The organism is Arthrobacter sp. zg-Y1110 (assembly GCF_025244865.1).
Classification (GTDB): Bacteria; Actinomycetota; Actinomycetes; order Actinomycetales; family Micrococcaceae; genus Arthrobacter_B.
This window is the reverse complement of record NZ_CP104272.1, coordinates 2,184,095-2,207,868: the sequence shown is the minus strand read 5'-3', so window position 1 is coordinate 2,207,868 and position 23,774 is coordinate 2,184,095. Positions and strand designations below refer to the sequence as shown.

The following is a 23,774-nucleotide window of genomic DNA, read 5'->3' as shown; positions in this document are numbered from 1 at the left end:
GGGAGCCGGACATACTGCGGGGATCCGGACATCTTGCGGGGACAACCTGCAGGATTCCGGACATACTGCGGGGATCCGGACATCTTGCGGGGACAACCTGCGGGGGTCCGGACATATTGCGGGGGTCCGGACATCTTGCGGGGACAACCTGCAGGGAGCCGGACATACTGCGGGGATCCGGACGCATTGCGGGGACAACCTGCAGGGAACCGGACGCCCTGAGTCCCGGTATCCCCGGACGCAGCACGGGGGTAACCGCCCGCGCCCGGAAGCCGGGAAATGGTACATATCGGCGCTGACACATTAGCCTTGTAGATATGGCGGAATTTATCTACACGATGACCAAGGCCCGCAAGGCCGTTGGCGACAAAGTTATCCTCGACGACGTAAGCATGTCCTTCTACCCCGGTGCCAAGATCGGCGTGGTGGGTCCCAACGGTGCGGGTAAGTCCACCATCCTCAAGATCATGGCTGGACTGGACACCCCCTCCAACGGTGAGGCCCGGCTCAGCGCCGGCTACACGGTGGGCATCCTGCTTCAGGAGCCGCCGCTGAATGAGGAAAAGACCGTACTCGGCAACGTCCAGGAGGGCGTCGGCGAGATTTACGGCAAGATCCAGCGGTTCAACGAAATTTCCGAAGAGATGTCGCAGCCGGACGCGGACTTCGACAGCCTGCTTGAGGAAATGGGCAAGCTGCAGGAAGCCATCGACGCCGCCGATGCCTGGGACATTGATTCCCAGCTCGAACAGGCCATGGACGCCCTGCGCTGCCCGCCGCCCGAAGCGGACGTCACCCTCCTCTCCGGCGGTGAGCGCCGCCGCGTGGCGCTGTGCAAGCTGCTGCTGCAGAAGCCGGACCTGCTGCTCCTCGATGAGCCCACCAACCACCTGGACGCCGAGAGCGTGCTCTGGCTTGAGCAGCACCTCTCCGCTTACCACGGTGCCGTCCTGGCCGTGACCCACGACCGGTACTTCCTGGACCACGTGGCCCAGTGGATCGCCGAAGTGGACCGCGGACACCTGTACCCGTACGAGGGCAACTACTCCACGTACCTGGAAAAGAAGCGCGCACGCCTGGAAGTCCAGGGCAAAAAGGACCAGAAGCTGGCCAAGCGCCTCACCGATGAACTGGACTGGGTCCGGTCCAACGCGAAGGGCCGCCAGACGAAGTCCAAGGCCCGTCTGGCCCGCTACGAGGAAATGGCAGCCGAAGCGGACCGCACCCGCAAGCTGGACTTCGAAGAAATCCAGATCCCGCCGGGCCCGCGCCTGGGCTCCCTGGTGCTGGAAGCCAAGGGCCTGCAGAAGGGCTTCGGCGACCGGCAGCTCATCGACGGACTGTCCTTCTCGCTTCCGCGCAACGGCATCGTCGGCGTCATCGGCCCGAACGGCGTGGGTAAGTCCACCCTGTTCAAGACCATCGTCGGCCTGGAAGAGCTCGACGGCGGTGAGCTGAAGATCGGCGACTCCGTGAAGATCTCCTACGTGGACCAGTCCCGCGGAGGCATCGACCCGGAGAAGAGCCTGTGGGAGGTCGTTTCCGAGGGGCACGACTGGATCCAGGTGGGACAGGTGGAAATGCCGTCCCGCGCCTATGTCTCCGCTTTCGGGTTCAAGGGCCCGGACCAGCAGAAGAAGGCCGGCGTGCTTTCCGGTGGTGAGCGCAACCGGCTGAACCTGGCCATGACCCTGAAGCAGGGCGGAAACCTGCTCCTGCTCGATGAGCCCACTAACGACCTGGACGTCGAAACCCTGTCCAGCCTCGAAAACGCGCTGCTCGAATTCCCCGGCTGCGCCGTGGTGGTCTCCCACGACCGGTGGTTCCTGGACCGCGTGGCCACCCACATCCTCGCTTTCGAAGGCACCGAGGAAAACCCGGCGAACTGGTACTGGTTCGAGGGAAACTTCGAGTCCTACGAGCAGAACAAGATCGAACGCCTCGGCCCGGATGCGGCCAAGCCGCACCGTGTGACGCACCGCCGCCTGACCCGCGACTAAGTCCGGCACAGCCAGAGCAAAAAGAGCTCCGCTTCCCTTCGGGGAAGCGGAGCTCTTTTCTTGCGGGGTCAGCAGTGCTTACTGCGGGACGCGGACCATGCCTTCCTGGGCAACAGTGGCGACCAGTTCACCGCTTCGGTTGAAGATCCGTCCGGTGGACAGCCCCCGCGCGGCGGAGGCGCTGGGGGATTCCTGGACATAGAGCAGCCAGTCGTCCACGCGCACCGGCCGGTGCCACCACATGGCGTGGTCCAGGCTGGCGATGCTCATGCCCGGAGTGGTCCAGGCAAGCCCGTGCCCGCGCAGCACCGGTTCCAGCAGGGTGTAGTCGCTGGCGTACGCGAGGGCCGCGCGGTGCAGGTTCTCGCCGTCGGGCATGGGCTTGAAGGTCTTCATCCAGACAGCGTTGTGCGGGGTCTTTTCCCGTCCGGCGCGGACGTAGACCGGATCCATCACGTGGCGGATATCCATGGGGCGCCGGTGGGACCAGGCCTCGGCCACCGGGTGGTCGAAGTCCTTCAGCAGCTCGGCCGTGGTCGGCAGGTCCTCCGGCTCGGGGATGCCGGCGGGCATCTCCTCCTGGTGGTCCACTCCCGAATCGGGAACCTGGAAGGAAGCGATCATGGACAGGATCGGCTTGCCGTTCTGGTAGGCGTGGCTGCGCCGAGCGGAGAAGGAACGTCCGTCCCGCAGCCGTTCCACACCGAACGTAATGGGCACCTCGGTGTCGCCGGGGCGGAGGAAGTACCCGTGCATGGAGTGCATGATCCGGTCTTCGGGAACGGTACGGGCGGCAGCAACAAGGGACTGGCCCAGCACCTGTCCGCCGAAGACCCGCTTGCGCGGTTCCGCCTGGGAACCCCCGACAAAAATGTCCTCGTCGGTCTTCGCGCCGCCGGCCCAGCTAAGGTTCAGGAGCTCGAGCAGGGACGCGGTCGGATCGAAGGATTCATCAATGGACATCAGGGACTATCTCCTAGCAGGAAAGGCGGTGCTGCGTGGGGCAGGAACCGTGGAACACTTCTAGCTTAAACGTACCGGCCAGTAACCAGTGCGGCGGCCGGGGCCCTGCGTTTTAGGGCAAACCTCACTCTCTGGGAAGATGGGGGCATGCATCGTTTCCCCGTCCAGCTTCGCTTTGGCGACCAAGATCCCAACGGCCACATCAACAACGTTAGGTTCGTCCAGTTCCTGGAGGAAGCGCGGGTCCAGCTGGGCCTGCTGACGCTTCCGGCCGGTGCGGGCGGACCGGGTAGTTTCCGGGATCTGGCCGGGGACCGGACGGCAACGTATGTGGCCCGGCAGGAAATCGAGTACGTGTCGCCGTTGCTTCACCGGAAGGAACCCGTCTGGGTGGACGTCTGGGTGACCCGGATCGGCTCCAGCAGCCTTGCCTACGGATTCCGTGTGGCGGATGAAGACCCGGAGACGGTGTACGCCTATGCCGAAGCGGCAATGGTGCAGGTCGAGGCTGCCACCGGCAGGCCCACACCGCTCACGGACGAGCAGCGGGAAGTACTCCAGGCGTGGATGGGCGAGCCCGTGCCGTTCCGTGCTGCCGTCCCTGCCGGACAGGGCAACTAATGGACAGCGAACTCCGGCTGGCCGACCCGCAGGTCACCGCCGATCTGCGTAACTTTGTGACCCGTGCCCGGACGGCCGACGACGGCGCGGTCCGCCTGCAGGCGGTGGGCAGTGTCCTGGCCGCCTATGTCTGCGTCCTGCGCCCCCGGATCCTCGGGGAAGACACGCCGACTGTGCTGGGCCTGCGGACCATGCCGCTGGCTGCTCCGGCGGAGGTGGACGCCACGGTCCAACTGTCGGCTGTCGGGGACCGGCTCGCCCGGATGGGAAGTGCAGACACTGTGCTGCCAGTGCCGCCGATGACCGTGCGTGAAACCTGGGCGGGCATCCTGGCACCGCGTTCGGGCTGGCAGCCGGCCGGCAGGGTTCCGGTACAGCTGCTCGAACAGACAGCACACCGGGGAATCCGCGAGGTTGCCGCGATGCTGCCCCAGAGCCCGGGAGCCGCCGTCGTGCACAGCGCCCGGACAAGGGTCTGGGCGCAGCCCATGGGCGGAACCGAAACGCCGGTGCCGGCCGGGGCTGCCTTTGCGGCGCTGTCCCTCGGTTTCCTGCCCGCCGGCGGACCCGAGGTCGACGCCGCCCTGTTCAGCAACGGGCGCTGGCTGCGGCTGAGCACTCCGCTCGGGCATGTCCTGACCCGGTTGCCGGCGGTCCTGTAGGCCTGCGGATCAGGCCGAGTTGACCATGGAGTGGGCGGCCCGCTCCAGGTAATCCCAGAGGGTCCCCTCGTGCAGGGGCGAGAGATCGAGGGAGTCGACGGCGGCACGCATGTGCCGCAGCCAGGCGTCCCGCGCGGCGGGAGTGACGATGAAGGGCATGTGCCGCATCCGCAGGCGGGGGTGCCCGCGCTGCTCGCCGTAGGTCTTCGGGCCGCCCCAGTACTGCTCAAGGAACAGGAGGAGGCGCTCCTTGGCCGGCCCGAGGTCTTCCTCGGGATACATCGGCCGCATCAGCGGGTCCTCCGCCACGCCGGCATAGAACACGTCCACGAGTTTCACGAACGTGGGATGCCCGCCCACGGCCTCATAGAAGTTGTCCGTGTACTGCGGTTGCTGGAAGGCCTGGGGCTGCTGCGTGGGCTGCTGGGCCGGGCGCAGCGGCAGGGACGCCGCGCTCGGCGGCGTCTCTGCCGGAACAGGTGTCGGTTCAGTCATTGGCAGCCATGCCGTCTTTGAGCGCGTCCGCCTTTGCCGGTTCCGCCGGTGTTTCGCCCAGGTACGTGCCCTGGGAGCGGTTGCCGATCTTGGCGATCTCGCCGTTGCGGATGTACCAGATGACGCCGCGGTCATCGATGATCCGGGTGATCCGGATGCCCACGGACTGCACCGTTCCGGCGGTGTCGCCGACTTCGATGACGTCGCCGATTCCGTACTGGTCCTCAATGGTGATGAAGAACCCGGCCAGGGCGTCGCGGATGAGTTCGCGCGCGCCGAAACCGAGGGCGATGCCGACAATGCCGACGCTGGCCAGCAGCGGGGCGATGTTGATGCCGACGGCATCCAGCACCATGATGATCGCGACGGTCCAGATGGAAACGTTGACGGCGCTGCGCAGCAGGGCGCCGATGGTGTCTGCGCGCTGGGCGCGGCGTTTTTTGTCCAGGTTGCGCATCACCGGCTGCGCCCACTTGATCTTGGAGGAATGCAGCAGCGAATAGCCCTTCTGGGCCCGCGCCACCAGCCGGTTGATCAGGAAACGCGCGACAAACCAAACGCCGGTAGCGGCCAGGACGATAAAGGCAGCCTCGATCAGGCCGGAAAAGTCAAAATCATTGACGGTCACTGAGGAGAGGTCAATTTCGGAAGCGGAAAGCACGGGTAACTGTTCATCCTTTGTGTAGCCGGACAGTGGTCTGCGGTTAAGGCTACCCGTGCCGGCTGTGGCCGGAGGGCAGCGCCGGCCCGGTCAGCGTCTGGGGTCGGTGCTCCACCGGGAAGTTGACGCTCCGCGCAATGAAGCAGAGGCTGTTCGCCTCGGCGTGCATCGGCCCGGCTGCCAGTTCGACGGCGGCAGGCCCCGCGCCGCCGTCGATAGTCACCTTGGGACGAAGGACAGCTGTGGTGAACTCACCGCTGCCGTCCCTGTTGAGCCGCAGCAGCCCCTCGGGGGAGTCCTCGTAGGCGAGTACCCTGATGCCGTTCCGGACCGCCACGTGCAGGTAGGAAAGCATGTGGCACTGGGCCAGTGCGGCCAGCAGAAGCTGCTCGGGGTTCCAGCGGTCCCGGTCGCCGTGGAAGGTGGGATCCGCCGTTCCGGGCAGGTCCGGCAGCCCGGGGGCGCGGATGATGTGGTCGCGGCCGTAGCCGCGGTAGGAAACGGTCCCGCCGCCGCGGTTTCCCGTCCATTCCAGGTCGAGCGTGTAACGGTGTTCGGAGAGATTCACGCTCTCCAAGCTACCGTCAAAGTCCTTGGATGGAAGGGAAACCGCGGGGGCAAGGGTGTTACCGGTCGGCTTCCTGCGCCTTCAGGGCACGGACCACGCCGTCGCGGCTTTCCAGGATCAGCCGTCGCAGCGAGGGCGAGTCCTCGCCCAGATCGGCGAGGAAGGCATCGGTGGTGTCCACCGTGTCCTGGCGCGTCAGCCGCGACGGATAGAGGCCGACGGCGATCTGCTGGGCAATCTCATGGGTGCGGCTGGCCCACACGTCGCGGATCGACGCAAAGTACTTCTGTGCGTACGGTTCCAGCAGACCGGTGTCGTGGACCCGCATGAAGCCGGCGATGGCCGAACGCTGCGCGGCATTGGGCATGTCGGAGCGCTCCACGATTGCTTCCCAGGCCGCGGCCTTGGCTTCGGCCGTAGGGATGGCCGCGCGGGCCATGGCCGCGGCCAGGGCACCCGTGGCGGTGGCATCGCGCTCGAGTTCGGCGTCGATGTCGGCTGTGCCCAGCCGGCCACCGGCCACCAGGCCGGTGAGCAGCTCCCAGCGCAGGTCCGCGTCGACAGCCAGCCCTTCAAGGGACTGGTCGCCGGTGAACATGCCTGCCAGCGCGTCCAGCTGCTCGTCGGATGAGGCGTGGGCGGCGAAGGCCTTGACGAACTGCAGCTGTGAATCCGAACCCGGCTCCGCTGCGGAAGCCAGCTCCCAGAGACTCTCGGCAGCGGCAACGGTCATGGGTTCGCGGTCCTGGGGGCTGACGTAGAAGGCCAGGGTGGTGGCCAGCTGGCGCAGCAGCACCTGGACAACGGTCGAGTCGGACTCGGAGGCGATGTTCTGCAGGACCAGTTCCACATAGTTGCGGGCCGGGATCTCCGCGTCCCGCGCCGCGTCCCAGGCGGAGGCCCATACGAGCGTCCGGGGGAGGGAATCGGCAATGTTGCGCAGGCTGCGGGTGGCGGTGTGCTGCGAGGCGGCGTCCAGGCGGATCTTTGCGTAGGCAAGGTCGTCGTCGTTGAGCAGCAGCAGGGCCGGCCGCGGCTGGCCGATAAGTTCGGAAACTTCGGTGCGTTCGCCGTCGACGTCGAGCTCCACGCGGTGCGTGCGCTGCAGTCGGCCGTCCCCGTCCGGGTTGTAGAAGCCGATCGCCAGGCGGTGCGGGCGAAGGGTGGGGTATTCCTCGATAGCGCTCTGGAGCACGGCGAAGGACGTGATGGTGCCGTCCTCATCGGTGTCGAACTCCGGACGCAGGGTGTTTACGCCGGCAGTTTCCAGCCACTTCGCGGACCAGTCGGACAGATCCCGGCCGCTGGCTGTTTCCAGCTCGGACAGCAGATCCGACAGCTCCGTGTTCTGCCAGGAGTGCTTGCCGAAGTACTCGCGCACGCCGGCCATGAACTTGTCCTGTCCGACCCAGGCCACCAGCTGCTTGAGGACGGACGCGCCCTTGGCGTAGGTGATGCCGTCGAAGTTGACCTGGACGTCTTCCAGGTCCCGGATTTCGGCGACGATGGGATGCGTGGTGGGCAGCTGGTCCTGGCGGTAGGCCCAGGCCTTTTCCAGCGAGGCGAAGGTGGTCCAGGCCTGCTTGAACTCGGTCGCCTCGGCGGCGGCGAGGGTAGACATGAACTCGGCGAAGGATTCGTTCAGCCACAGGTCGTTCCACCAGCGCATCGTGACCAGGTCGCCGAACCACATGTGCGCCAGTTCGTGCAGGATCGTCACGGCGCGGCGTTCCACGGTGGCTTCGGTGACCCGGGAACGGAAGACGTAGCTCTCGAGGAAGGTCACCGCACCGGCGTTTTCCATGGCCCCGGCGTTGAACTCGGGCACAAAGAGCTGGTCATACTTCTCGAACGGGTACGGCGTACCGAACTGCTCCTCGTAGAAGGCGAAGCCCTGGCGGGTGAGTTCGAAGATGTTCTCCGCGTCCATGAACTGCATCAGGGACCGGCGGGCAAAGACACCGAGGGGGATGGTGCGTCCGTCGGAACTGGTCAGCTCGCTGCGGACGGACTGGTACGGACCGGCGATCAGCGCGGTGATGTACGAGGAGATCCGCGGCGTGGGTTCGAAGGACCAGGTGGAGCGCGGACTGGCGTCGGTCAGGTCGCCGGCGGCAACGGGCTCCGGGGTGGGGGAGTTGGAAATGACGTCCCAGTGCGACGGCGCGGTGACCGTGAAACGGAATGTGGCCTTCAAATCCGGCTGTTCGAAAACGGCGAACATCCGGCGGGAGTCCGGAACCTCGAACTGCGAATAAAGGTAGACCTCGTTGTCCACGGGGTCCACGAAGCGGTGCAGGCCCTCACCGGTGTTCATGTAGCGGGCATCCGCCTCCACCACGAGTTCATTGGACTCGGCGAGGTTCGGCAGGGAGATCCGCACGCCGTCGGACACCTCCGCCGGGTCCAGGGACACGCCGTTCAGCGTGATCCGGTGAACCGTGTCGGTGACCGCGTCGATGAAGGTCGACGTCCCGGGGCGGGCGGAGAACCGGACGACGGTCGTGCTGCCGAACACCGTCTCTCCCCGGGTCAGGTCGAGGTTGACGTCGTAGGACTCGACGTCAAGAAGTTCTGCACGTTCACGGGCTTCGGAGCGCGTGAGATTCATACCTGGCAAGGTAGGGCCTTTCTCAAGGACAAGGAGTGCGGCGGATTCATGGTGGTTGCACGTTCCGTCAACACTAGTGATCTTGTGCAACAGTCTCTCATTGCCAAGCACCCTGCCAAAGCACGGAACGGCGGATTGCAATGAGCAACCCGCCGTTCCACTGTCCTGCCGTCAGCGGCTAGTTGTAGCTGACCTGTACCTTGCCGTCGGCCGTCCGGGTGATCTTTCCACCCTTGAAGCTCTGGACCGTTGCACCGCCTGCGGCCGCGGTCGGACCGGAGGTCGGGTACCCGAGGCGGCCCGTCTCCGCGCCCTGCGCACGGTAGGCGTCCCGGATGGGACCGTTTGCGAGAATATGCGTTCCCGTGCCGGCAGAGGAGAGGATGGTGCCGCCCTCGAATTCCTGCGTGGTTCCACCGTTGGAGGATTTCTCTCCGCTGGTCGGAAGGCCGAGGTAGCCCGAGTTGAAACCGGTGGAGCCCCAGGCTGAACGAATGGGACCGTTCTTCGAGATCTGCGCCCCGGTCTTCTGGGACCAGATGATCGCACCGCCCTCATAGTCCTGGTACTTGCCCTGCGCTCCCATGCTCTGTTCTTTTCCGGTGGGAAGCCCCAGATAGCCGGAGTTGAAGCCCGTGGAACCCCAGGCCGAGCGGATCGGTCCGTTTACGGACACCTGGGCTCCGGTCTTTGCGGACCAGACGATGGCGCCGTGTTCGTAGTCCTGGTAGCTGCCCTGGGTGCCCATGGCCCGTTCCTCCCCGGTCGGCAGGCCCAGCGGGCCGGCGTTGAAGCCCGTGGCTCCCCAGGCGGAGCGGATGGGACCGTTCCGGGAGATCTTGGCCCCGGTCTTCTCCGACCAGATGATCGAGCCGCCCTGGTAGTCCTGGTACTTGCCCTGGGTGCCCATGCTGGTCTCCGGCCCGGTGGGAAGGCCGAGGTAGCCGGCGTTGAAGCCCGTGGCACCCCAGGCCGAGCGGATGGGACCGTTCTTGGAGATCTGAGCTCCGGTCGCAGCGGACCAGATCATGGCACCGCCCTGGTAGTCCTGGTAGGTGCCCTGGGTGCCCATTCGGACTTCCTCGCCCACGGGGTACTTCAGATCCGACTTTTCCGCTCCGGCGGCACGCCAGACATTCCGGACAGCGCCCGTGACGATCCAGGCTCCTGACGCAGGGGAGTGGATGATGGTTCCGCGCTGGTACTCCTGGGAGGTGCCGCCGTCCGCGAGCGTCACCTGGTTTGTCGTCGGGTAGCCGATGGGGCTGTTCTCGAAGCCGGAACGGCGCCAGGCCTCACGGATGGGTCCGTTCCGGGAAACGCGGGCTCCCGTGGCCGGAGACCAGATGATGGCTCCGTTCTGGAAGTCCTGGTAGGTACCGCCGTTGGGCAGCCCGCCTGTCTCGTTGCTCGTGGGGTAGCCCAGGTAGCTGCGTTCGAACCCGGTGTAGCCCCACTCGTTGCGGATCGGGCCGTTCTTGGAGACCCGCGCCCCGGTGGCGGGCGACCAGATGATGGCGCCGCCCTGGTAATCCTGGTAAGCGCCGCCGTTGGGCAGGCCGTAGACCTCGTCACTGGTGGGAAGGCCGAGGTAGCCGACGTCGAAACCGGTGGACGCCCAGGCGGAGCGGATCGCTCCGGTGGAAACGCGTGCACCTGTGTTGGGGGACCAGATGATGGCTCCGTTTTGGAAGTCCTGGTAGGCCCCGCCGTCCTTCAACCCGCCGCGGATATCGCCGATGGCTTTGCCCAGCTCCGGGTGCGCCCTGCGGGCTTCGTCGATCGGGGCTCCGGCACGCGCGGCCACGCCGCCGGTCACCGTGACGGACGCGGCGTCGCCGCTGATCCAGTTGACGTGCACGGTAGTGCCGGAATGCGACGTGAAGGTCTGGCCGGCCTGCCAGGTGCTGTTGGCATTGGTATAGCCCACGAAATCCCGGGTGTTGGGCGCAACCACCAGGGAATTCACGGCCCAGTTGTTCGCCAGGTCGGGTTTGACGATCTTCACGCCGCGGTTGCCGCCGACAGCCGTGGACTGGTCGTATCCCACCGGAAGCCGAAGCTCGAGGTAATACGTCTCACCGGAAGAATCCCTGAATTTCACCGCACGCTGCGCCGAAGAGCCGGCCCAGGGCCTCAGGGTGTAGGTGATCGAGGAGCCGGGAGTGCCGGCGTTGTAGATCTCGTCGCCGCGGCCGAAACCGCCGGCGTCCCAGAAATAGGAATTAATGGCCGGCGAAGCATACTGCGCGTAACCCATGAGGTCGGAGGTGTCCCCGTATTCACGGGAGGTGCAGGAACCGTCGGCCCAGGCGCCGTTGGAGCCGACGCCGATATCGGACCGGCCGTTGTTGCATTTGAGGCTGTTGGCGTGCAGCAGGCCCAGGACGTGGCCGAATTCGTGGGTCACCACGTTGTTGGTGAAGCCGGAAGGCTGCGGCATCAACACCGAGCCGCTGGTGGGACCGGAAGTCCAGCCGCCGCCGAGGATGCCGCCGTAGCCCCCGCTCTTGAGATCGTTGGCGGGCACAAAAACCAGCAGGGCATTGTTGGCGCTGTCCCGCCATCCGAGGTCACGCTTGATGGTGTTCATCATGTCGGCGTAGTCCTGCCGGGAATTGGCGGAGCTGTGGATGGCGCGGGTGTTGGCATGGAGTACGCCCAGCCGGCCGTTGGACATGGCCCGCCAGTACTGGTTGGCCGCGGTCATCGAGTTAAGCGCTCCGGCTTCATTCACCGCGCCCCGGTTATCGGTAAGCGTGGCGTACACGAGCGTGATATTGATCGTCCCGCTGCGGGCAGCTGCACCCATCGTGCTTGCCCCGCCGTCCGCGCTGCTGAAGGCAGCGGCACCGTGGTCATGCGCTGCGGAGATGTCCGTCTCCACGGCGGAACGCACGGTGCCGTCCGGGTCCGTGACCATCGGAGTGTTGGGACCGGGGACCGGGAAACCGCCGCCGACCACGGGGTCGTACCCGAGCTCATCCCCGGATTCGGCCGTGTCCGTGTGGCTTTCTTCGCCGTCGGCGGGATGTTCCTCGGCCGGGGCGTCGGTCGCCGGGACGGACTGCGTCGGTTCAGCCTCCGGGACGGCTTCCACGACGGCGCTGCCGGCGTCGGGCGCAGGAGACGGAGGCAGGGTGGCCGCGCCGGGATCGGCAGGGACCTGCGTGGCAGCCGGTTCGCCGGGGACGGCGTAATCCTGGGCCGGAAGTCCGCCTGCCGTCAGCGAAGCAGCGAGGAGGGCCAGAACGGCGAGTTTTACACTTTTCAAATGACTAATCCTTGTAGGGCGATTCCTGGTGGGCGCAACGGTGCAGTATCCGCGACGCCAGCGTCGGACGCGGGTAGACCGCTCCAATCCGGAGGGATCGGAGTATAGTCCTACCTGCTCTATCGGCACGCGTGAACGCCATGTAAGAGCGGTTTCCGGTCGAGGCGGCGGAATTTGGAGGCGCGGCTGCAGCGGAAGCTAGGCTGGAAGCGTCTTTTCCCCATCCTCAAGAAACGGACTTACCCCAAATGCGCGTCCACATTGCAACCGACCATGCAGGCATGGAACTGAGCTCCCACCTCATTGCCCATCTGACGGGCAAGGGGTACGACGTCGTCGACCACGGCCCCCGCGAATACGATGCCGAGGACGACTACCCCGCGTTCTGCATCGACGCTGCCGAGGCCGTGGTCCGGGACCGGGAAGCGGGCACGGACGCCCTGGGAATCGTGCTGGGCGGTTCAGGCAACGGCGAACAGATTGCGGCCAACAAGGTCCGCGGAGTCCGGGCCGCGCTGGCCTGGAACCTGGAGACCGCAAAGCTCGCACGCCAGCACAATGATGCCAATATCGTCGCGGTCGGCGGCCGCCAGCACAGCGTCGAGGAGGCCACCGGAATCATCGAAGCCTTCCTCGCCGAGCCCTTCAGTGACGCCGAACGCCATGTCCGCCGGATCGGACAGATTGCACGGTACGAAACCACCGGCTCCACGCTCTAATGCCCGAAGGGCATTCGATCCACCGCCTGGCCCGGCAGTTCTCCTCGGTGTTCGGTGGTGAAAGGCTTGCCGTAAGCAGCCCGCAGGGCCGGTTTGCTGCCGGTGCCGGCCGGCTGGACGGACATGTGCTCGAGGCGGCGGAAGCCCACGGCAAGCAGCTGTTCCTGCGCTTCGACCATGATCTCTACCTGCGCATCCACCTGGGCCTCTACGGGGCCTTCGATTTCGGCGGGGACGAAACGTTCATCGGATCCTCCAGCATCGGGGCGCCCCGGCGGCTGGGGGAGCAGGAGGTGACAGGCGACGACGGCGCGGGCTACTCCGGGCCGCCCGAACCCAAGGGCGCGGTGCGGGTCCGGCTGGTTTCCAGGCACGGCTGGGCGGACCTGCGCGGTCCCACTGCCTGCGAGGTGGTGACCGAAGCCGAACGCCAGAAGGTGCTGGCCAGGCTGGGGCCGGACCCGCTGGCGGGCGGGGACGGCGGCGGCGGTGATGACGGCGGCGCCGGTGCCGGGCGCGCTGCGGAATTCATCAGCCGGCTGCGCAGCAAGGGTTCACCTGTCGGCCTCCTGCTGATGAACCAGGAGGTGCTGGCGGGGGTTGGCAACGTCTACCGTGCGGAAGTGCTCTTCCGGACCCGGATGTCTCCCTGGCGGCTGGGCCGCAGCGTAGGCGAGGCCGAGGCAGGGGAGCTGTGGGACGACGTCGTACGCCTGATGAACGACGGAGTGCGGCAGGGCAGGATCATCACCACAAACGCGCAGGACCGGGACGACGCCGGCGAACCGGTCCCCGTGGCCGAGGCCCACTATGTCTATAAGCGGACCGGACTGCCGTGCCGGCGCTGTGGAACACCGGTGGCGGGAACCGAGATGGGCGCCCGCAAGCTGTACTGGTGCCCGTCCTGCCAGGCCGACTGAACACGGGCCCAGGCACTGCCATTGCCGGCGCCCTGCACGGACCGAAAAGCAAGAAGGGCCTTCCGCGCGGCGGAAGGCCCTTCTAAGGTGGAGGGGATGACGGGAATCGAACCCGCGTAATCAGTTTGGAAGACTGAGGCTCTACCATTGAGCTACATCCCCGGCGCCGTAAGGCAGGTTTTACCTTAGCACGCGAAAACCGGCCGTGAGTAATCGGCCCGTATCCGGCTCCCAACCGGGCGCGGAATCGATCCTGGCGCAGGGAAAATTCGTCATACCAGCTTCGGGGCAGGTAGGCTGTCAGGTGCACTGACGGGGTGTAGCTCAGCTTGGAAGAGCGCCTGCTTTGGGAGCAGGAAGTCGCAGGTTCAAATCCTGTCACCCCGACTCTGTATAACCATGGTGCAGACCAATCCCAGAACCCTCAGGAGAACTTACGCTGTGAAGAGCGCCGTAGAAAACCTCACACCCACGCGGGTAAAGCTCAACGTCGAAGTTCCGTTCGAGGAACTGAAGCCGAGCATCGAAGAGGCCTACAAGACCATCGCCACTCAGGTGCAGGTCCCGGGCTTCCGCAAGGGCAAGGTTCCCAACCGCCTCATCGATCAGCGCGTTGGCCGCGGCTACGTCCTCGAGACGGCGATCAACGACGGACTCAACGGCTTCTACGCCGAAGCCGTCCAGGAAACCGGAATCAGCCCCCTGAGCCGGCCCGAAGTTGAGATCACCGAAGTGCCGGACCCGACCACCGACGAAGGCCAGCTGGTCTTCACCGTCGAGCTGGACATCCGCCCCGAAATCGAGCTCCCGGACTACGCCGGCCTCGAGGTCACCGTCGAGCCCGCCGAGGCTTCCGACGCCGACGTCGACAAGGCCCTGGACGAGCTGCGCAGCCGCTTCGGCACGCTGAAGTCCGTGGACCGCCCCGCCGCCGCCGATGACTTCCTGACCATGGACCTGATCGCCAAGGTAGACGGTGAAGAGGTGGATTCCGCCGCTGACCTGTCCTACCAGGTAGGCGCCGGCACCATGCTCGAAGGTATGGACGAGGCCGTCACCGGCCTGAGCAGCGGCGAATCCGCCACCTTCAACACCAAGCTGGCCGGCGGTGAGCACGCCGGTTCCGACGCCGTGGTCACCGTTACCGTCAAGGCAGTCAAGGAGCGCGAGCTCCCCGAGGCCAACGACGACTTCGCCCAGCTGGCAAGCGAGTTCGACACCATCGCCGAGCTCCGCGAAGACCTCACCAAGCGTGCCGCCGAGTCCAAGCTGATGGAGCAGGGCGTCGAGGCCCGCGACAAGGTCCTGGAGAAGCTGCTCGAGCTCGTTGAGGTTCCGGTACCGGAATCCGTCATCGAAGAGCAGATCGAACAGCACTTCAACTCCGAGAGCGCCCAGACCTCCGGTCCGGACCACGACACCGAAGAGCACCGCGCCGAGGTTCGTTCCAACACCGAGCAGGCGTTCAAGAACGAAATCATCCTTGACGCGGTAGCCGAGAAGGAAGAAGTAGGGGTCAACCAGAACGAGCTGATCGACTACATCGTTTCCTCCGCTTCGCAGTACGGCATGGATCCGAACCAGTTCGCCCAGCTGATCGACCAGAGCGGCCAGGTTCCGATGATGGTCGGCGAAGTCCGCCGCCGCAAGGCACTGGCCAAGGTCCTCGAGCTGGCCAAGGTCACCGACACCACCGGTGCCGAGATCGACCTCACCGAATTCGTCCGGCCCGCCGGCGAAGAGGTCGAGGCAGCAGAAGCAGAAGAGCAGCAGAACGAAGACAAGGCCTAGCCTGTCCCGGTTTTCTAAACCGTCCGTTGTGCCGTCGGTCCGAAAGGGCCGGCGGCACAGTGGTTTAAGCGTTCCTTTCACGGGCCGGCCCGCGCCACAGACCGATGTGACGCGCATCGTGCGCCGTCAGCGAACAGTCGGCCAAACCGAAGCAGATCGTCGCCGCAACAGGCTAGTGTCCTAGAAGAGACAAACGGCAGGAGCCGCTGGCACGGCCAGCACCCGTTCCTGCCAGAGCGAGAGGTCACTCAGTATGGCAACTGCACCGAACACACCCACCATGGCTACGGTGGACCCGGCCGGCCGGGACGACTACATCTACAACCGCCTGCTCAAAGAGCGGATCATCTGGTTGGGCTCGGAAGTCCGGGACGAGAATGCCAACGCGATCTGCTCCCAGCTTCTGCTGCTTTCCGCGGAAGATCCCGAGAAGGACATCTACCTTTACATTAACTCTCCCGGCGGCTCCGTGACCGCGGGCATGGCGATCTACGACACCATGCAGTTCATCCCGAACGACGTGGTCACCGTCGCCACCGGCCTGGCCGCCTCCATGGGCCAGTTCCTGCTCTCCTCCGGCACCAAGGGCAAGCGCTACGCAACGCCGCACGCCCGCATCCTGATGCACCAGCCCTCCGGCGGAATCGGCGGCACGGCTTCGGACATCAAGATCCAGGCCGAGCTGATCCTGAACATGAAGCGCGTGATGGCTGAGCTGACCGCCGAGCAGACCGGCCAGACCGTCGAAACCATCCTCAAGGACAATGACCGCGACAAGTGGTTCACCGCGCAGGAAGCCCTGGAATACGGCTTCTTCGACAAGATCTCCGCGCACGCAGGCGGAGTGACCGGCGGCGGCGGAACCAACCAGGACCAGGCAGAGGGCAAGGACGAGGACTAGGGTCCCCGGCCAGCCACCCCTCCATTTGCAGACTTCAGGAGTAATTCATGAACCATAATTTCGGCACCGCCGGCTCCGCCGTCGCCCCGCAGATGCCCACCAGCCGCTACGTCCTGCCGCAGTTCGAAGAGCGCACGCCCTACGGCTTCAAGCGCCAGGATCCGTACACCAAGCTGTTCGAAGACCGCATCATCTTCCTGGGCGTCCAGGTTGATGACGCGTCCGCTGACGACGTCATGGCCCAGCTGCTGGTGCTTGAGTCCACGGATCCGGACCGCGACATCACCCTGTACATCAACTCCCCGGGCGGCTCGTTCACGGCCATGACGGCCATCTACGACACCATGCAGTACATCCGTCCGGAGATCCAGACGGTCTGCCTCGGCCAGGCTGCCAGCGCGGCCGCCGTGCTGCTGGCCGCCGGTACCCCGGGCAAGCGCCTGGCACTGCCGAACGCCCGCGTGCTCATCCACCAGCCGTCACTGTCCGGCGGCCAGGGCGGCCAGGCCTCCGACCTGGAAATCCAGGCCGCCGAGGTCATGCGGATGCGTACCTGGCTGGAGGACACCTTGGCGCTGCACTCCAACCGCACCTCCGAGCAGGTCAACACGGACATCGAGCGCGACAAGATCCTGACCGCCGATTCGGCCCTGGAATACGGGCTGATCGACCAGGTGCTTGATTCCCGCAAGCTCAAGACGCCGGCCATCAACAAGATGTAACCTGCTTCGCCGAAATAATGGCATGTCCAGCCGGCCCGTGGCGCGTAATATCGCACCACGGGCCGTTTGGTTGCTGAATAGCTCCTCCAAGTGTCCTAGAGTGGATCATGGTTGGCTCAGCCCATGCTGCGGAACCGTTTTTGATGGACCATCTAAGGGGACTGAACTATGGCTCGCATTGGTGAGAGCACGGATCTGCTCAAGTGCTCTTTCTGCGGAAAGAGCCAGAAGCAGGTACGCAAACTCATTGCCGGCCCCGGCGTGTACATCTGCGACGAGTGCATCGACCTCTGCAACGAGATCATCGAGGAAGAGCTTTCCGAGGTTGCAGATCTGGGCACCTTCGAGCTGCCCAAGCCGCGGGAAATCTTCGACTCGCTGCAGGAATACGTCATCGGCCAGGAACCCGCCAAGCGGTCGCTCGCCGTTGCGGTCTACAACCACTACAAGCGCATCCAGGCAGGGCACGCCCCGCGCGGCGCCGGCAACCTCGCCGATGCGGTAGCTGCCGACGACGTCGAAATCGGCAAGTCCAATATCCTCCTGATCGGTCCCACCGGCTGCGGCAAGACGTATCTGGCGCAGACCCTGGCCCGCCGGCTCAACGTCCCCTTCGCCGTCGCTGATGCCACCGCGCTCACCGAAGCCGGGTATGTCGGTGAAGACGTGGAAAACATCCTGCTCAAGCTCATCCAGGCGGCGGACTACGACGTCAAGAAGGCCGAGCAGGGCATCATCTACATCGACGAGATCGACAAGATTTCCCGCAAGAGCGAGAACCCCTCGATCACCCGGGACGTATCGGGTGAAGGCGTACAGCAGGCCCTGCTGAAGATCCTCGAAGGAACGGTTGCCTCCGTGCCGCCGCAGGGCGGGCGCAAGCATCCGCACCAGGAATTCATCCAGATCGACACCACCAATGTCCTCTTCATCGTTGCCGGCGCCTTCGCCGGCCTGGAAGAAATCATCGGTTCGCGGTCCGGCCGCAAGGGCATCGGGTTCGGTGCGCCGCTGATCGAAACCACCAAGGGCACGGACTCGTACGCCGAGGTAATGCCCGAGGACCTGCTCAAATTCGGCCTGATTCCCGAATTCATCGGACGGTTGCCCGTCATCACCACCGTGTCCAACCTGGACCGCACAGCTTTGATCCGCATCCTCACCGAGCCGAAGAACGCCCTGGTGAAGCAGTACCAGAAGATGTTCCAGCTCGACGGCGTCGAACTCACCTTTGAGCAGGGCGCGCTGGATGCAATCGCGGAGCAGGCGCTGGACCGCGGCACCGGAGCCCGCGGCCTGCGTGCCATCCTCGAAGAAGTGCTGCTGCCGGTCATGTTCGACCTGCCCAGCCAGGAGGACGTCGCCACGGTCGTCATCACCGCGGATACCGTGGAGAAGAAAGCCGAACCGACCCTCATCTCCCACGCTGTCGCCACCAAGCGCCGGAACAAATCCGCGTAGGACGGGGTTGGGAGGAGTAGTACGTTCCGCGCCGTATGCGCCATCGACCGCTTCGAAGGAGTTTCCATGACCGTTAATGGTTCTGCGTCGCCTGCCAGTTCCGCATCGACTGCCGATTTCTGGTTTGACCCGATGTGCCCGTTCGCCTGGGTCACCTCCCGTTGGATGGACGAGGTGGAAAAGGTCCGCGACGTCCGCACCAACTGGCACGTCATGAGCCTGTCCGTGCTGAACGAGGGCCGCGACCACCTCCCGGAGGACTACCGGAAGCGGATGGACGCGGCCTGGGGGCCGGTGCGCGTCATCATCGCAGCGCAGGAACTGCACGGCAGCGAGTACATCAAGAAGCTGTACGACGCCATGGGAACAAGAATCCACATCGGCGGAAACTCCGACTTCCCGACGGTGATCCGTGAGGCCCTGGCCGAGGTCGGCCTGCCCGCCGAGCTCGCGCAGTACGCCGAAACGGAAGAGTATGACTCCCAGCTGCGCGCCTCACACAAGGAAGGCATCGCAAAGGTGGGCGACGACGTCGGCACCCCCATCGTGGCCTTCAACGGGACGGCCTTCTTCGGCCCGGTCCTGACCCGCATTCCGCGCGGCGAAGAGGCCGGCGCGATGTTCGACGGCGCCGTAATGCTGGCCTCCAACCCGGCGTTCTTCGAACTCAAGCGCAGCCGCACCGAGAGCCCGCAGTTCGACTGATTACTTTGCTTCCATAAACCAGAACGCCCGGCCGGGTAACCCGGCCGGGCGTTCTGCTGTCCTGCGGCGGTTACTCCGCCGGCGGTGCCAGCTCGACGTCGGAAACGCTCAGCTCGCCCTCACCGACGGCCAGGTTGAGTTCGCGGACGTTGCCGGCGGCCTTCAGATCCGCCTGCCCGGCGCGGAGCCGGGCAACTGCACCCTCAGGCGCGGTGACCGTGGCCTTGAGGACCTCGGTCCGCTGCTTCACCTTGGCCTCGGACTTCGCCTTGCGGATACCGCCCAGGGCGGCGGCAACCGTACCGAGGATGCCGGCGTCGGCATCCACCACGGCGGCCGCAAGGCCGTCCACGTTCGGCCACGGCGCGCGGTGCACAGACCCGGCGCGCCACCAGCCCCAGACCTCTTCGGTCGCGAACGGCAGGAACGGCGCGAACAGGCGCAGCAGCGCATCCAGGGTGGTGGCCAGCGTAGCGAGCACGGAGGCCTGCTCCGCGTCTCCGGCAGCCCCGTAGGCGCGGTCCTTGATCAGCTCCACATAGTCATCAGTGAAGGACCAGAAGAAGGACTCGGTCAGCTGCAGTGCCTTGGCGTAGTCGTAGCGTTCGAAAGCACTCGTGGCGGCGTTGACGACGTCGGTCAGCTGGGCCAGCAGCGCCAGGTCCAGTGCGTTGGTGATCACCGAGGTGTCCGCCAGGGCCACGTTCTTCTCCGTAGCGCCCAGGTTCAGGACGAACTTTGACGCATTGAGCAGCTTGATGGCCAGCCGGCGGCCGATCTTCATCTGCGCAATTTCGTACGCAGTATCCGCACCGAGCTTCGCCGAAGCGGCCCAGTAGCGCACGGCGTCGGAACCGAACTCGTTCAGCACGTCGGTGGGCACCACCACGTTGCCCTTGGACTTGGACATCTTCTTCCGGTCCGGATCCAGGATCCAGCCCGAAATCGCGGCGTGCTTCCACGGCGCGGCGGCGTTCAACGCATCGGCACGGACCACTGACGAGAACAGCCAGGTCCGGATGATGTCGTGGCCCTGCGGCCGAAGGTCGAACGGGAAGACCTTCGCGAAGAGGTCCTCGTCCACGCTCCAGCCGCCCACAATCTGCGGGGTCAGCGAGGAGGTGGCCCAGGTGTCGAGCACATCCGCGTCGCCGATGAAGCCGTTCGGCTGGTTGCGGGCAGACTCTTCGTAGCCCGGAGCCGGTTCGGCGGCCGGGTCCACGGGGAGGGATGCGGAATCGGGCAGTACCGGGTGGTCGTAATCCGGGTTGCCGGCGGCATCCAGGGGGTACCAGACCGGAACGGGCACGCCGAAGAAGCGCTGACGGGAGACCAGCCAGTCACCGTTGAGGCCCTCGATCCAGTTCTCGTAGCGGGAGCGCATAAACGCCGGGTGGAAGTCGATTTCCTTGCCCCGGGCAATCAGGCGTTCGCGGCGTTCCTCGTCGCGGCCGCCGTTGCGGATGTACCACTGGCGGCTGGTGACCACTTCGAGGGGCTTGTCGCCCTTTTCGAAGAAGTTGACCGGGTGGGTGATCTTCTTCGGTTCGCCGTCGAGGTCGCCGCTTTCGCGCAGCATTTCCACCACGGTCTCTTTGGCGCTGAAGACGGTCTTCGTGGCGATGGCCGCGTAGTTTTCCTTGGCCGTCTCGGTGGCAATCCACTCCGGAGTATCAGCGAGGATACGCCCGTCGCGGCCGATCACGGCACGGGTGGGCAGGTTCAGCTCGCGCCACCAGGTCACGTCGGTCAGGTCGCCGAAGGTGCAGATCATGGCGATGCCGGAGCCCTTGTCGGGCTTGGCCAGCGGATGCGCCTTCACTTCCACCTCGACGTCGAACAGCGGCGACTTCACCGTGGTGCCGAAGAGTCGCTGGTACCGCTCGTCGTCGGGATGCGCAACGAGGGCAACGCAGGCCGGCAGCAGTTCCGGGCGGGTGGTCTCAATGTAGATCTTCTCGCCGTCGGGGGCGTGGAAGCTCACCCGGTGGTAGGCGCCGGGCTGCTCGCGGTCCTCAAGCTCTGCCTGGGCCACGGCGGTGCGGAAGGTGACGTCCCAGAGGGTGGGGGCTTCGGCCATGTAGGCGTCGCCGGCCCGCAGGTTGTCCAGGAAGGCGCGCTGGCTGACGGCACGTGAGTGGTCGTCGATGGTGCGGTAAGTGCGGTTCCAGTCCACGGACAGGCCGAGGGTGGAGAAGAGGTCCTCGAAGACCTTCTCGTCCTCCACTGCCAGTTCCTCGCACAGCTCGATGAAATTGCGGCGGGAGACGACGTCGAAATCACGCTGGTTCTTCGCGGCCTTGGCCGGCGGGCGGTAGTCGGCGTCGTACGGCTTGGTGGGATCGCACCGCACACCGTAATAGTTCTGCACGCGGCGCTCGGTGGGCAGGCCGTTGTCGTCCCAACCCATCGGGTAGAAGACGTTCTTGCCGGTCATCCGCTTGTAGCGGGCCATCACGTCGGTCTGCGTGTAGGAGAACATGTGCCCCACGTGCAGCGAGCCGGAGGCCGTGGGCGGGGGAGTGTCGATGGAGTAGACCTCGTCGCGGACCGTGTCCGGATCGAACGCGTACGTTCCCTCCTCGCGCCAGCGGGCACTCAGCTTGGACTCAAGCCCCTCAAGGGCGGGCTTGTCGGGGACGGAAACGGTCTGGGGTTCGTTGTCGGGCGTGTCTGTGCCCGGGATATGTTCAGCCATGGTTTCCATTCTTCCATGCAGGCCTATGGTCTGAGGCACTGCCGGGTTTACCGGACTGTCCCGGGTGTTCCCGCCTGCTTCCCGTCCTGCGGTGACTTGCCGAAGTAATGGGCCAGGAAGAAGGTCATGGCCACTGCTCCGGTGAGCAGCGAGACGCGTTCACGTGGACCGGCCGGGGTCCGGCCCAGAAGGGCGACGCCGCCCGCTGCGTTCAGGGCGCTCCATACGGCGTTGGCCAGGGGGCCCGAGAGTCCGACGCCGGGCGGATTGGCAAACGGCGTGGGGAATTTTCGACCCTGGACGGCGCTGACCCCGTGCGGGACTGCGTTGGCGAGGAGTACTCCGGCGAGGAATCTGGTGACAAGAGGCATGGATAGGTCCTGTTCGGGCCGCGGAGGGACGGGGCAGCCAGCGGGGGTGGCGTACCGAGAGCCTACAGCTTGGCCCTGCGCTCGTGCGGGGTGGCTGGGGCCCCTGCGAGCACAGCGTCCCATCGGGTGGTGCTGTTGGTGCGGGTGGGGCCTCAGCAGGTATCAGCAGCCCCCGGTCGTGGGGCCCTGTGCGGGTTGGGTCCGTCAGCGAGCACAGCGTCCCACTGGGTGGTGCTGTTGGTGCGGGTGGGGCCTCAGCAGGTATCAGGAGCCCCAGATCGTGGGATGCCGTTCGGGATCGGCTCCCTGGCAGCACGGCGTCCCACTGGGTGGTGCTGTTGGTGCTGGTGGGGCTTCAGGAGATACCAGGAGCCCCAGGTCGTGGGACCCTGTGCGGGTTGGGTCCGTCAGCGAGCACAGCGTCCCACTGGGTGGTGCTGTTGGTGCGGGTGGGGCTTCAGCAGGTACCGGCAGCCCCAGGTCGTGGGACCCTGTGCGGGCAGCAGCGGCTTTTATCCCTCCACAGGGGCCCGAACCGCACCGGGCGGCCTGATGCACTCCACCCCGCAGCCCGGAAGAGCAACAATCGGCCGGAGACACTCCACTATGTGGGGGATGCAGCAACTGGAGGCATTCCTGCTCACACGTTACGGAGTAGCAAGCTACGGGACGTTGACCGCCAACGGGTTCCCGCGGCGGACGATCGATCAGGCCCTGCGCACCGGGATCGTCCGGCGCGTAGCCCGCGGAACGTTTGCGCTGCCCCAGGCAGACGCCCGGTTGGTCCATGCCGCACGCAACCAGTCCTCGCTGACATGCATCTCGGCGGCAGGCATTCTTGGCTGGTGGTTGCTGACCCCATCCGAAACGGTACATGTCCGGTGCGACGCGGCCCGAACAATACCCGGCACGGTCCTCCACCGGGGAGAGCGGTCGGCACACCGGCTGATAGCGCCGCCCCGGCAGATCCTCCGGGATGCCTTCCGCTGCCTTCCCCGGCTGGACGCACTGGTGATGGCGGAATCCGCAGTCGTAACGGGTGCCGTGGGACTGCAGAACCTGCAGAAGGAATTCTCCGGGCAGCAGGACTGGCAGGTCCGGGCCCTGTTGGGGACCGTTCGGCGCACCACGGCATCACCACTGGAGGTCTGCGCGCGGTTCCACTTGCTGAACGCCGGACTGCGGGTTGAGACAGAGGTGGCCTTGCCCGGTCTCGGACGGGTGGATCTGCTTGTTGACGGGTGGCTGATCATCGAGATCGACGGGTTCGCGTTCCACAGCAGCCGGGAGCACTACCGCGCGGACCGACGACGCTGGAACGCGTCGGCAGCGGGCGGGTGGATCACGCTGCGGATCACCGCGGAACTTGTCCTGCACCGGCCGGAAGAGTTTGTGGATCTGGTGAAAAAGACGCGGGACATGTGGAGCCTCCGTGTGCGACGGCTGCAGCAGCAGTAAGGGAAAGCGGCCGGAGGAATTAGTGGACCTGGTGAAAAAGACGCGGGACATGTGGAGCCTCAGTGTGCGACGACTGCAGCCGCAGAAAGAGAGCAGCGGCCGCAACATCGACCGTCGTAACAAAGCCCGGCTGCCCCGTGCCGAAAAACCGGGACGGAACCAAACGCTGGCTA

At 65.6% G+C, this 23,774-nt stretch carries 19 protein-coding genes and 2 tRNA genes; 12 read left to right on the top strand and 9 right to left on the bottom strand.

The features are described from left to right. Positions 1-317: 317 nt before the first annotated feature. On the top strand, positions 318-2,000 hold the full coding sequence (gene ettA / locus N2K99_RS10260) for an energy-dependent translational throttle protein EttA (protein WP_227921013.1): 1,683 nt from the start codon (positions 318-320) through the stop codon (positions 1,998-2,000). A 78-nt stretch (positions 2,001-2,078) separates the two neighbouring features. On the opposite strand, the gene N2K99_RS10255 is transcribed toward ettA, so the two are convergent. Beyond that, complete coding sequence (locus N2K99_RS10255) at positions 2,079-2,963, bottom strand: acyl-CoA thioesterase II (RefSeq protein ID WP_227933688.1); 885 nt, start codon at positions 2,961-2,963, stop codon at positions 2,079-2,081. Between the two features lie 147 nt (positions 2,964-3,110). On the opposite strand from N2K99_RS10255, the gene N2K99_RS10250 reads away from it, so the two are divergent. Both N2K99_RS10250 and N2K99_RS10245 read left to right on the top strand, forming a co-directional pair. Next, complete coding sequence (locus N2K99_RS10250) at positions 3,111-3,584, top strand: thioesterase family protein (protein ID WP_227921018.1); 474 nt, start codon at positions 3,111-3,113, stop codon at positions 3,582-3,584. Then, on the top strand, positions 3,584-4,246 hold the full coding sequence (locus N2K99_RS10245; RefSeq protein WP_227921029.1) for a hypothetical protein: 663 nt from the start codon (positions 3,584-3,586) through the stop codon (positions 4,244-4,246). The genes N2K99_RS10250 and N2K99_RS10245 overlap by 1 nt, the downstream gene beginning before the upstream one ends. A gap of 9 nt (positions 4,247-4,255) precedes the next feature. On the opposite strand, the gene N2K99_RS10240 is transcribed toward N2K99_RS10245, so the two are convergent. The 5 genes from N2K99_RS10240 to N2K99_RS10220 all read right to left on the bottom strand — a co-directional run bounded on the left by N2K99_RS10240 (position 4,256) and on the right by N2K99_RS10220 (position 11,855). Next, positions 4,256-4,741, bottom strand: a complete 486-nt coding sequence (locus N2K99_RS10240; RefSeq protein ID WP_227933687.1) for a globin — start codon at positions 4,739-4,741, stop codon at positions 4,256-4,258. Further along, positions 4,734-5,402 carry a mechanosensitive ion channel family protein gene (locus N2K99_RS10235; protein WP_227921034.1) on the bottom strand — a complete coding sequence of 223 codons (669 nt, stop codon included), beginning with the start codon at positions 5,400-5,402 and terminating at the stop codon, positions 4,734-4,736. Before N2K99_RS10235 ends, N2K99_RS10240 begins: the two co-directional genes overlap by 8 nt. A gap of 49 nt (positions 5,403-5,451) precedes the next feature. Then, positions 5,452-5,970, bottom strand: a complete 519-nt coding sequence (locus tag N2K99_RS10230; protein ID WP_227921036.1) for an OsmC family protein — start codon at positions 5,968-5,970, stop codon at positions 5,452-5,454. A gap of 58 nt (positions 5,971-6,028) precedes the next feature. Continuing rightward, on the bottom strand, positions 6,029-8,581 hold the full coding sequence (gene pepN, locus N2K99_RS10225) for an aminopeptidase N (protein WP_227933686.1): 2,553 nt from the start codon (positions 8,579-8,581) through the stop codon (positions 6,029-6,031). Between the two features lie 178 nt (positions 8,582-8,759). Beyond that, the gene (locus N2K99_RS10220) at positions 8,760-11,855 is read right to left on the bottom strand and encodes an LGFP repeat-containing protein (RefSeq protein WP_227933685.1); all 3,096 of its coding nucleotides are present in this window, start codon (positions 11,853-11,855) and stop codon (positions 8,760-8,762) included. Positions 11,856-12,103: 248 nt separating this feature from the next. On the opposite strand from N2K99_RS10220, the gene N2K99_RS10215 reads away from it, so the two are divergent. Together N2K99_RS10215 and N2K99_RS10210 are read left to right on the top strand one after the other, a co-directional pair. Next, the gene (locus tag N2K99_RS10215) at positions 12,104-12,574 is read left to right on the top strand and encodes a ribose-5-phosphate isomerase (protein WP_227933684.1); all 471 of its coding nucleotides are present in this window, start codon (positions 12,104-12,106) and stop codon (positions 12,572-12,574) included. Beyond that, complete coding sequence (locus tag N2K99_RS10210) at positions 12,574-13,494, top strand: Fpg/Nei family DNA glycosylase (protein ID WP_227933683.1); 921 nt, start codon at positions 12,574-12,576, stop codon at positions 13,492-13,494. The genes N2K99_RS10215 and N2K99_RS10210 overlap by 1 nt, the downstream gene beginning before the upstream one ends. 88 nt (positions 13,495-13,582) lie before the next feature. Here N2K99_RS10210 and N2K99_RS10205 read toward each other — a convergent pair. Continuing rightward, positions 13,583-13,656, bottom strand: a tRNA-Gly gene (locus N2K99_RS10205). 151 nt (positions 13,657-13,807) lie between these two features. Here N2K99_RS10205 and N2K99_RS10200 point away from each other — a divergent pair. From N2K99_RS10200 to N2K99_RS10175, 6 genes are all read left to right on the top strand, one after another. Then, a tRNA-Pro gene (locus N2K99_RS10200) sits at positions 13,808-13,881 on the top strand. Positions 13,882-13,935: 54 nt separating this feature from the next. After that, positions 13,936-15,285: a trigger factor gene (gene tig / locus N2K99_RS10195; protein ID WP_227921048.1), complete on the top strand. Its 1,350-nt coding sequence runs from the start codon at positions 13,936-13,938 to the stop codon at positions 15,283-15,285. Between the two features lie 280 nt (positions 15,286-15,565). Next, positions 15,566-16,186 carry an ATP-dependent Clp protease proteolytic subunit gene (locus tag N2K99_RS10190; protein WP_227922731.1) on the top strand — a complete coding sequence of 207 codons (621 nt, stop codon included), beginning with the start codon at positions 15,566-15,568 and terminating at the stop codon, positions 16,184-16,186. Positions 16,187-16,233: 47 nt separating this feature from the next. Continuing rightward, a complete protein-coding gene (locus tag N2K99_RS10185; protein WP_227921049.1) occupies positions 16,234-16,908 on the top strand; it encodes an ATP-dependent Clp protease proteolytic subunit in 675 nt (224 codons plus the stop codon). 168 nt (positions 16,909-17,076) lie between these two features. Beyond that, complete coding sequence (gene clpX, locus N2K99_RS10180; protein ID WP_227921050.1) at positions 17,077-18,369, top strand: ATP-dependent Clp protease ATP-binding subunit ClpX; 1,293 nt, start codon at positions 17,077-17,079, stop codon at positions 18,367-18,369. A 66-nt stretch (positions 18,370-18,435) separates the two neighbouring features. After that, entirely contained in the window at positions 18,436-19,074 is a 639-nt protein-coding gene (locus N2K99_RS10175) for a DsbA family protein (protein ID WP_227921051.1), read from the top strand. Between the two features lie 70 nt (positions 19,075-19,144). Here the strand turns inward: N2K99_RS10175 and valS are convergent, their stop codons facing one another. Together valS and N2K99_RS10165 are read right to left on the bottom strand one after the other, a co-directional pair. Further along, on the bottom strand, positions 19,145-21,772 hold the full coding sequence (gene valS, locus N2K99_RS10170; protein ID WP_227921052.1) for a valine--tRNA ligase: 2,628 nt from the start codon (positions 21,770-21,772) through the stop codon (positions 19,145-19,147). A gap of 47 nt (positions 21,773-21,819) precedes the next feature. Next, positions 21,820-22,143 (bottom strand): hypothetical protein, encoded by a 324-nt coding sequence (locus tag N2K99_RS10165; RefSeq protein ID WP_227933682.1) that lies wholly within the window; start codon positions 22,141-22,143, stop codon positions 21,820-21,822. A gap of 615 nt (positions 22,144-22,758) precedes the next feature. On the opposite strand from N2K99_RS10165, the gene N2K99_RS10160 reads away from it, so the two are divergent. Continuing rightward, positions 22,759-23,601: a hypothetical protein gene (locus N2K99_RS10160; protein WP_227933681.1), complete on the top strand. Its 843-nt coding sequence runs from the start codon at positions 22,759-22,761 to the stop codon at positions 23,599-23,601. Positions 23,602-23,774: the final 173 nt, after the last annotated feature.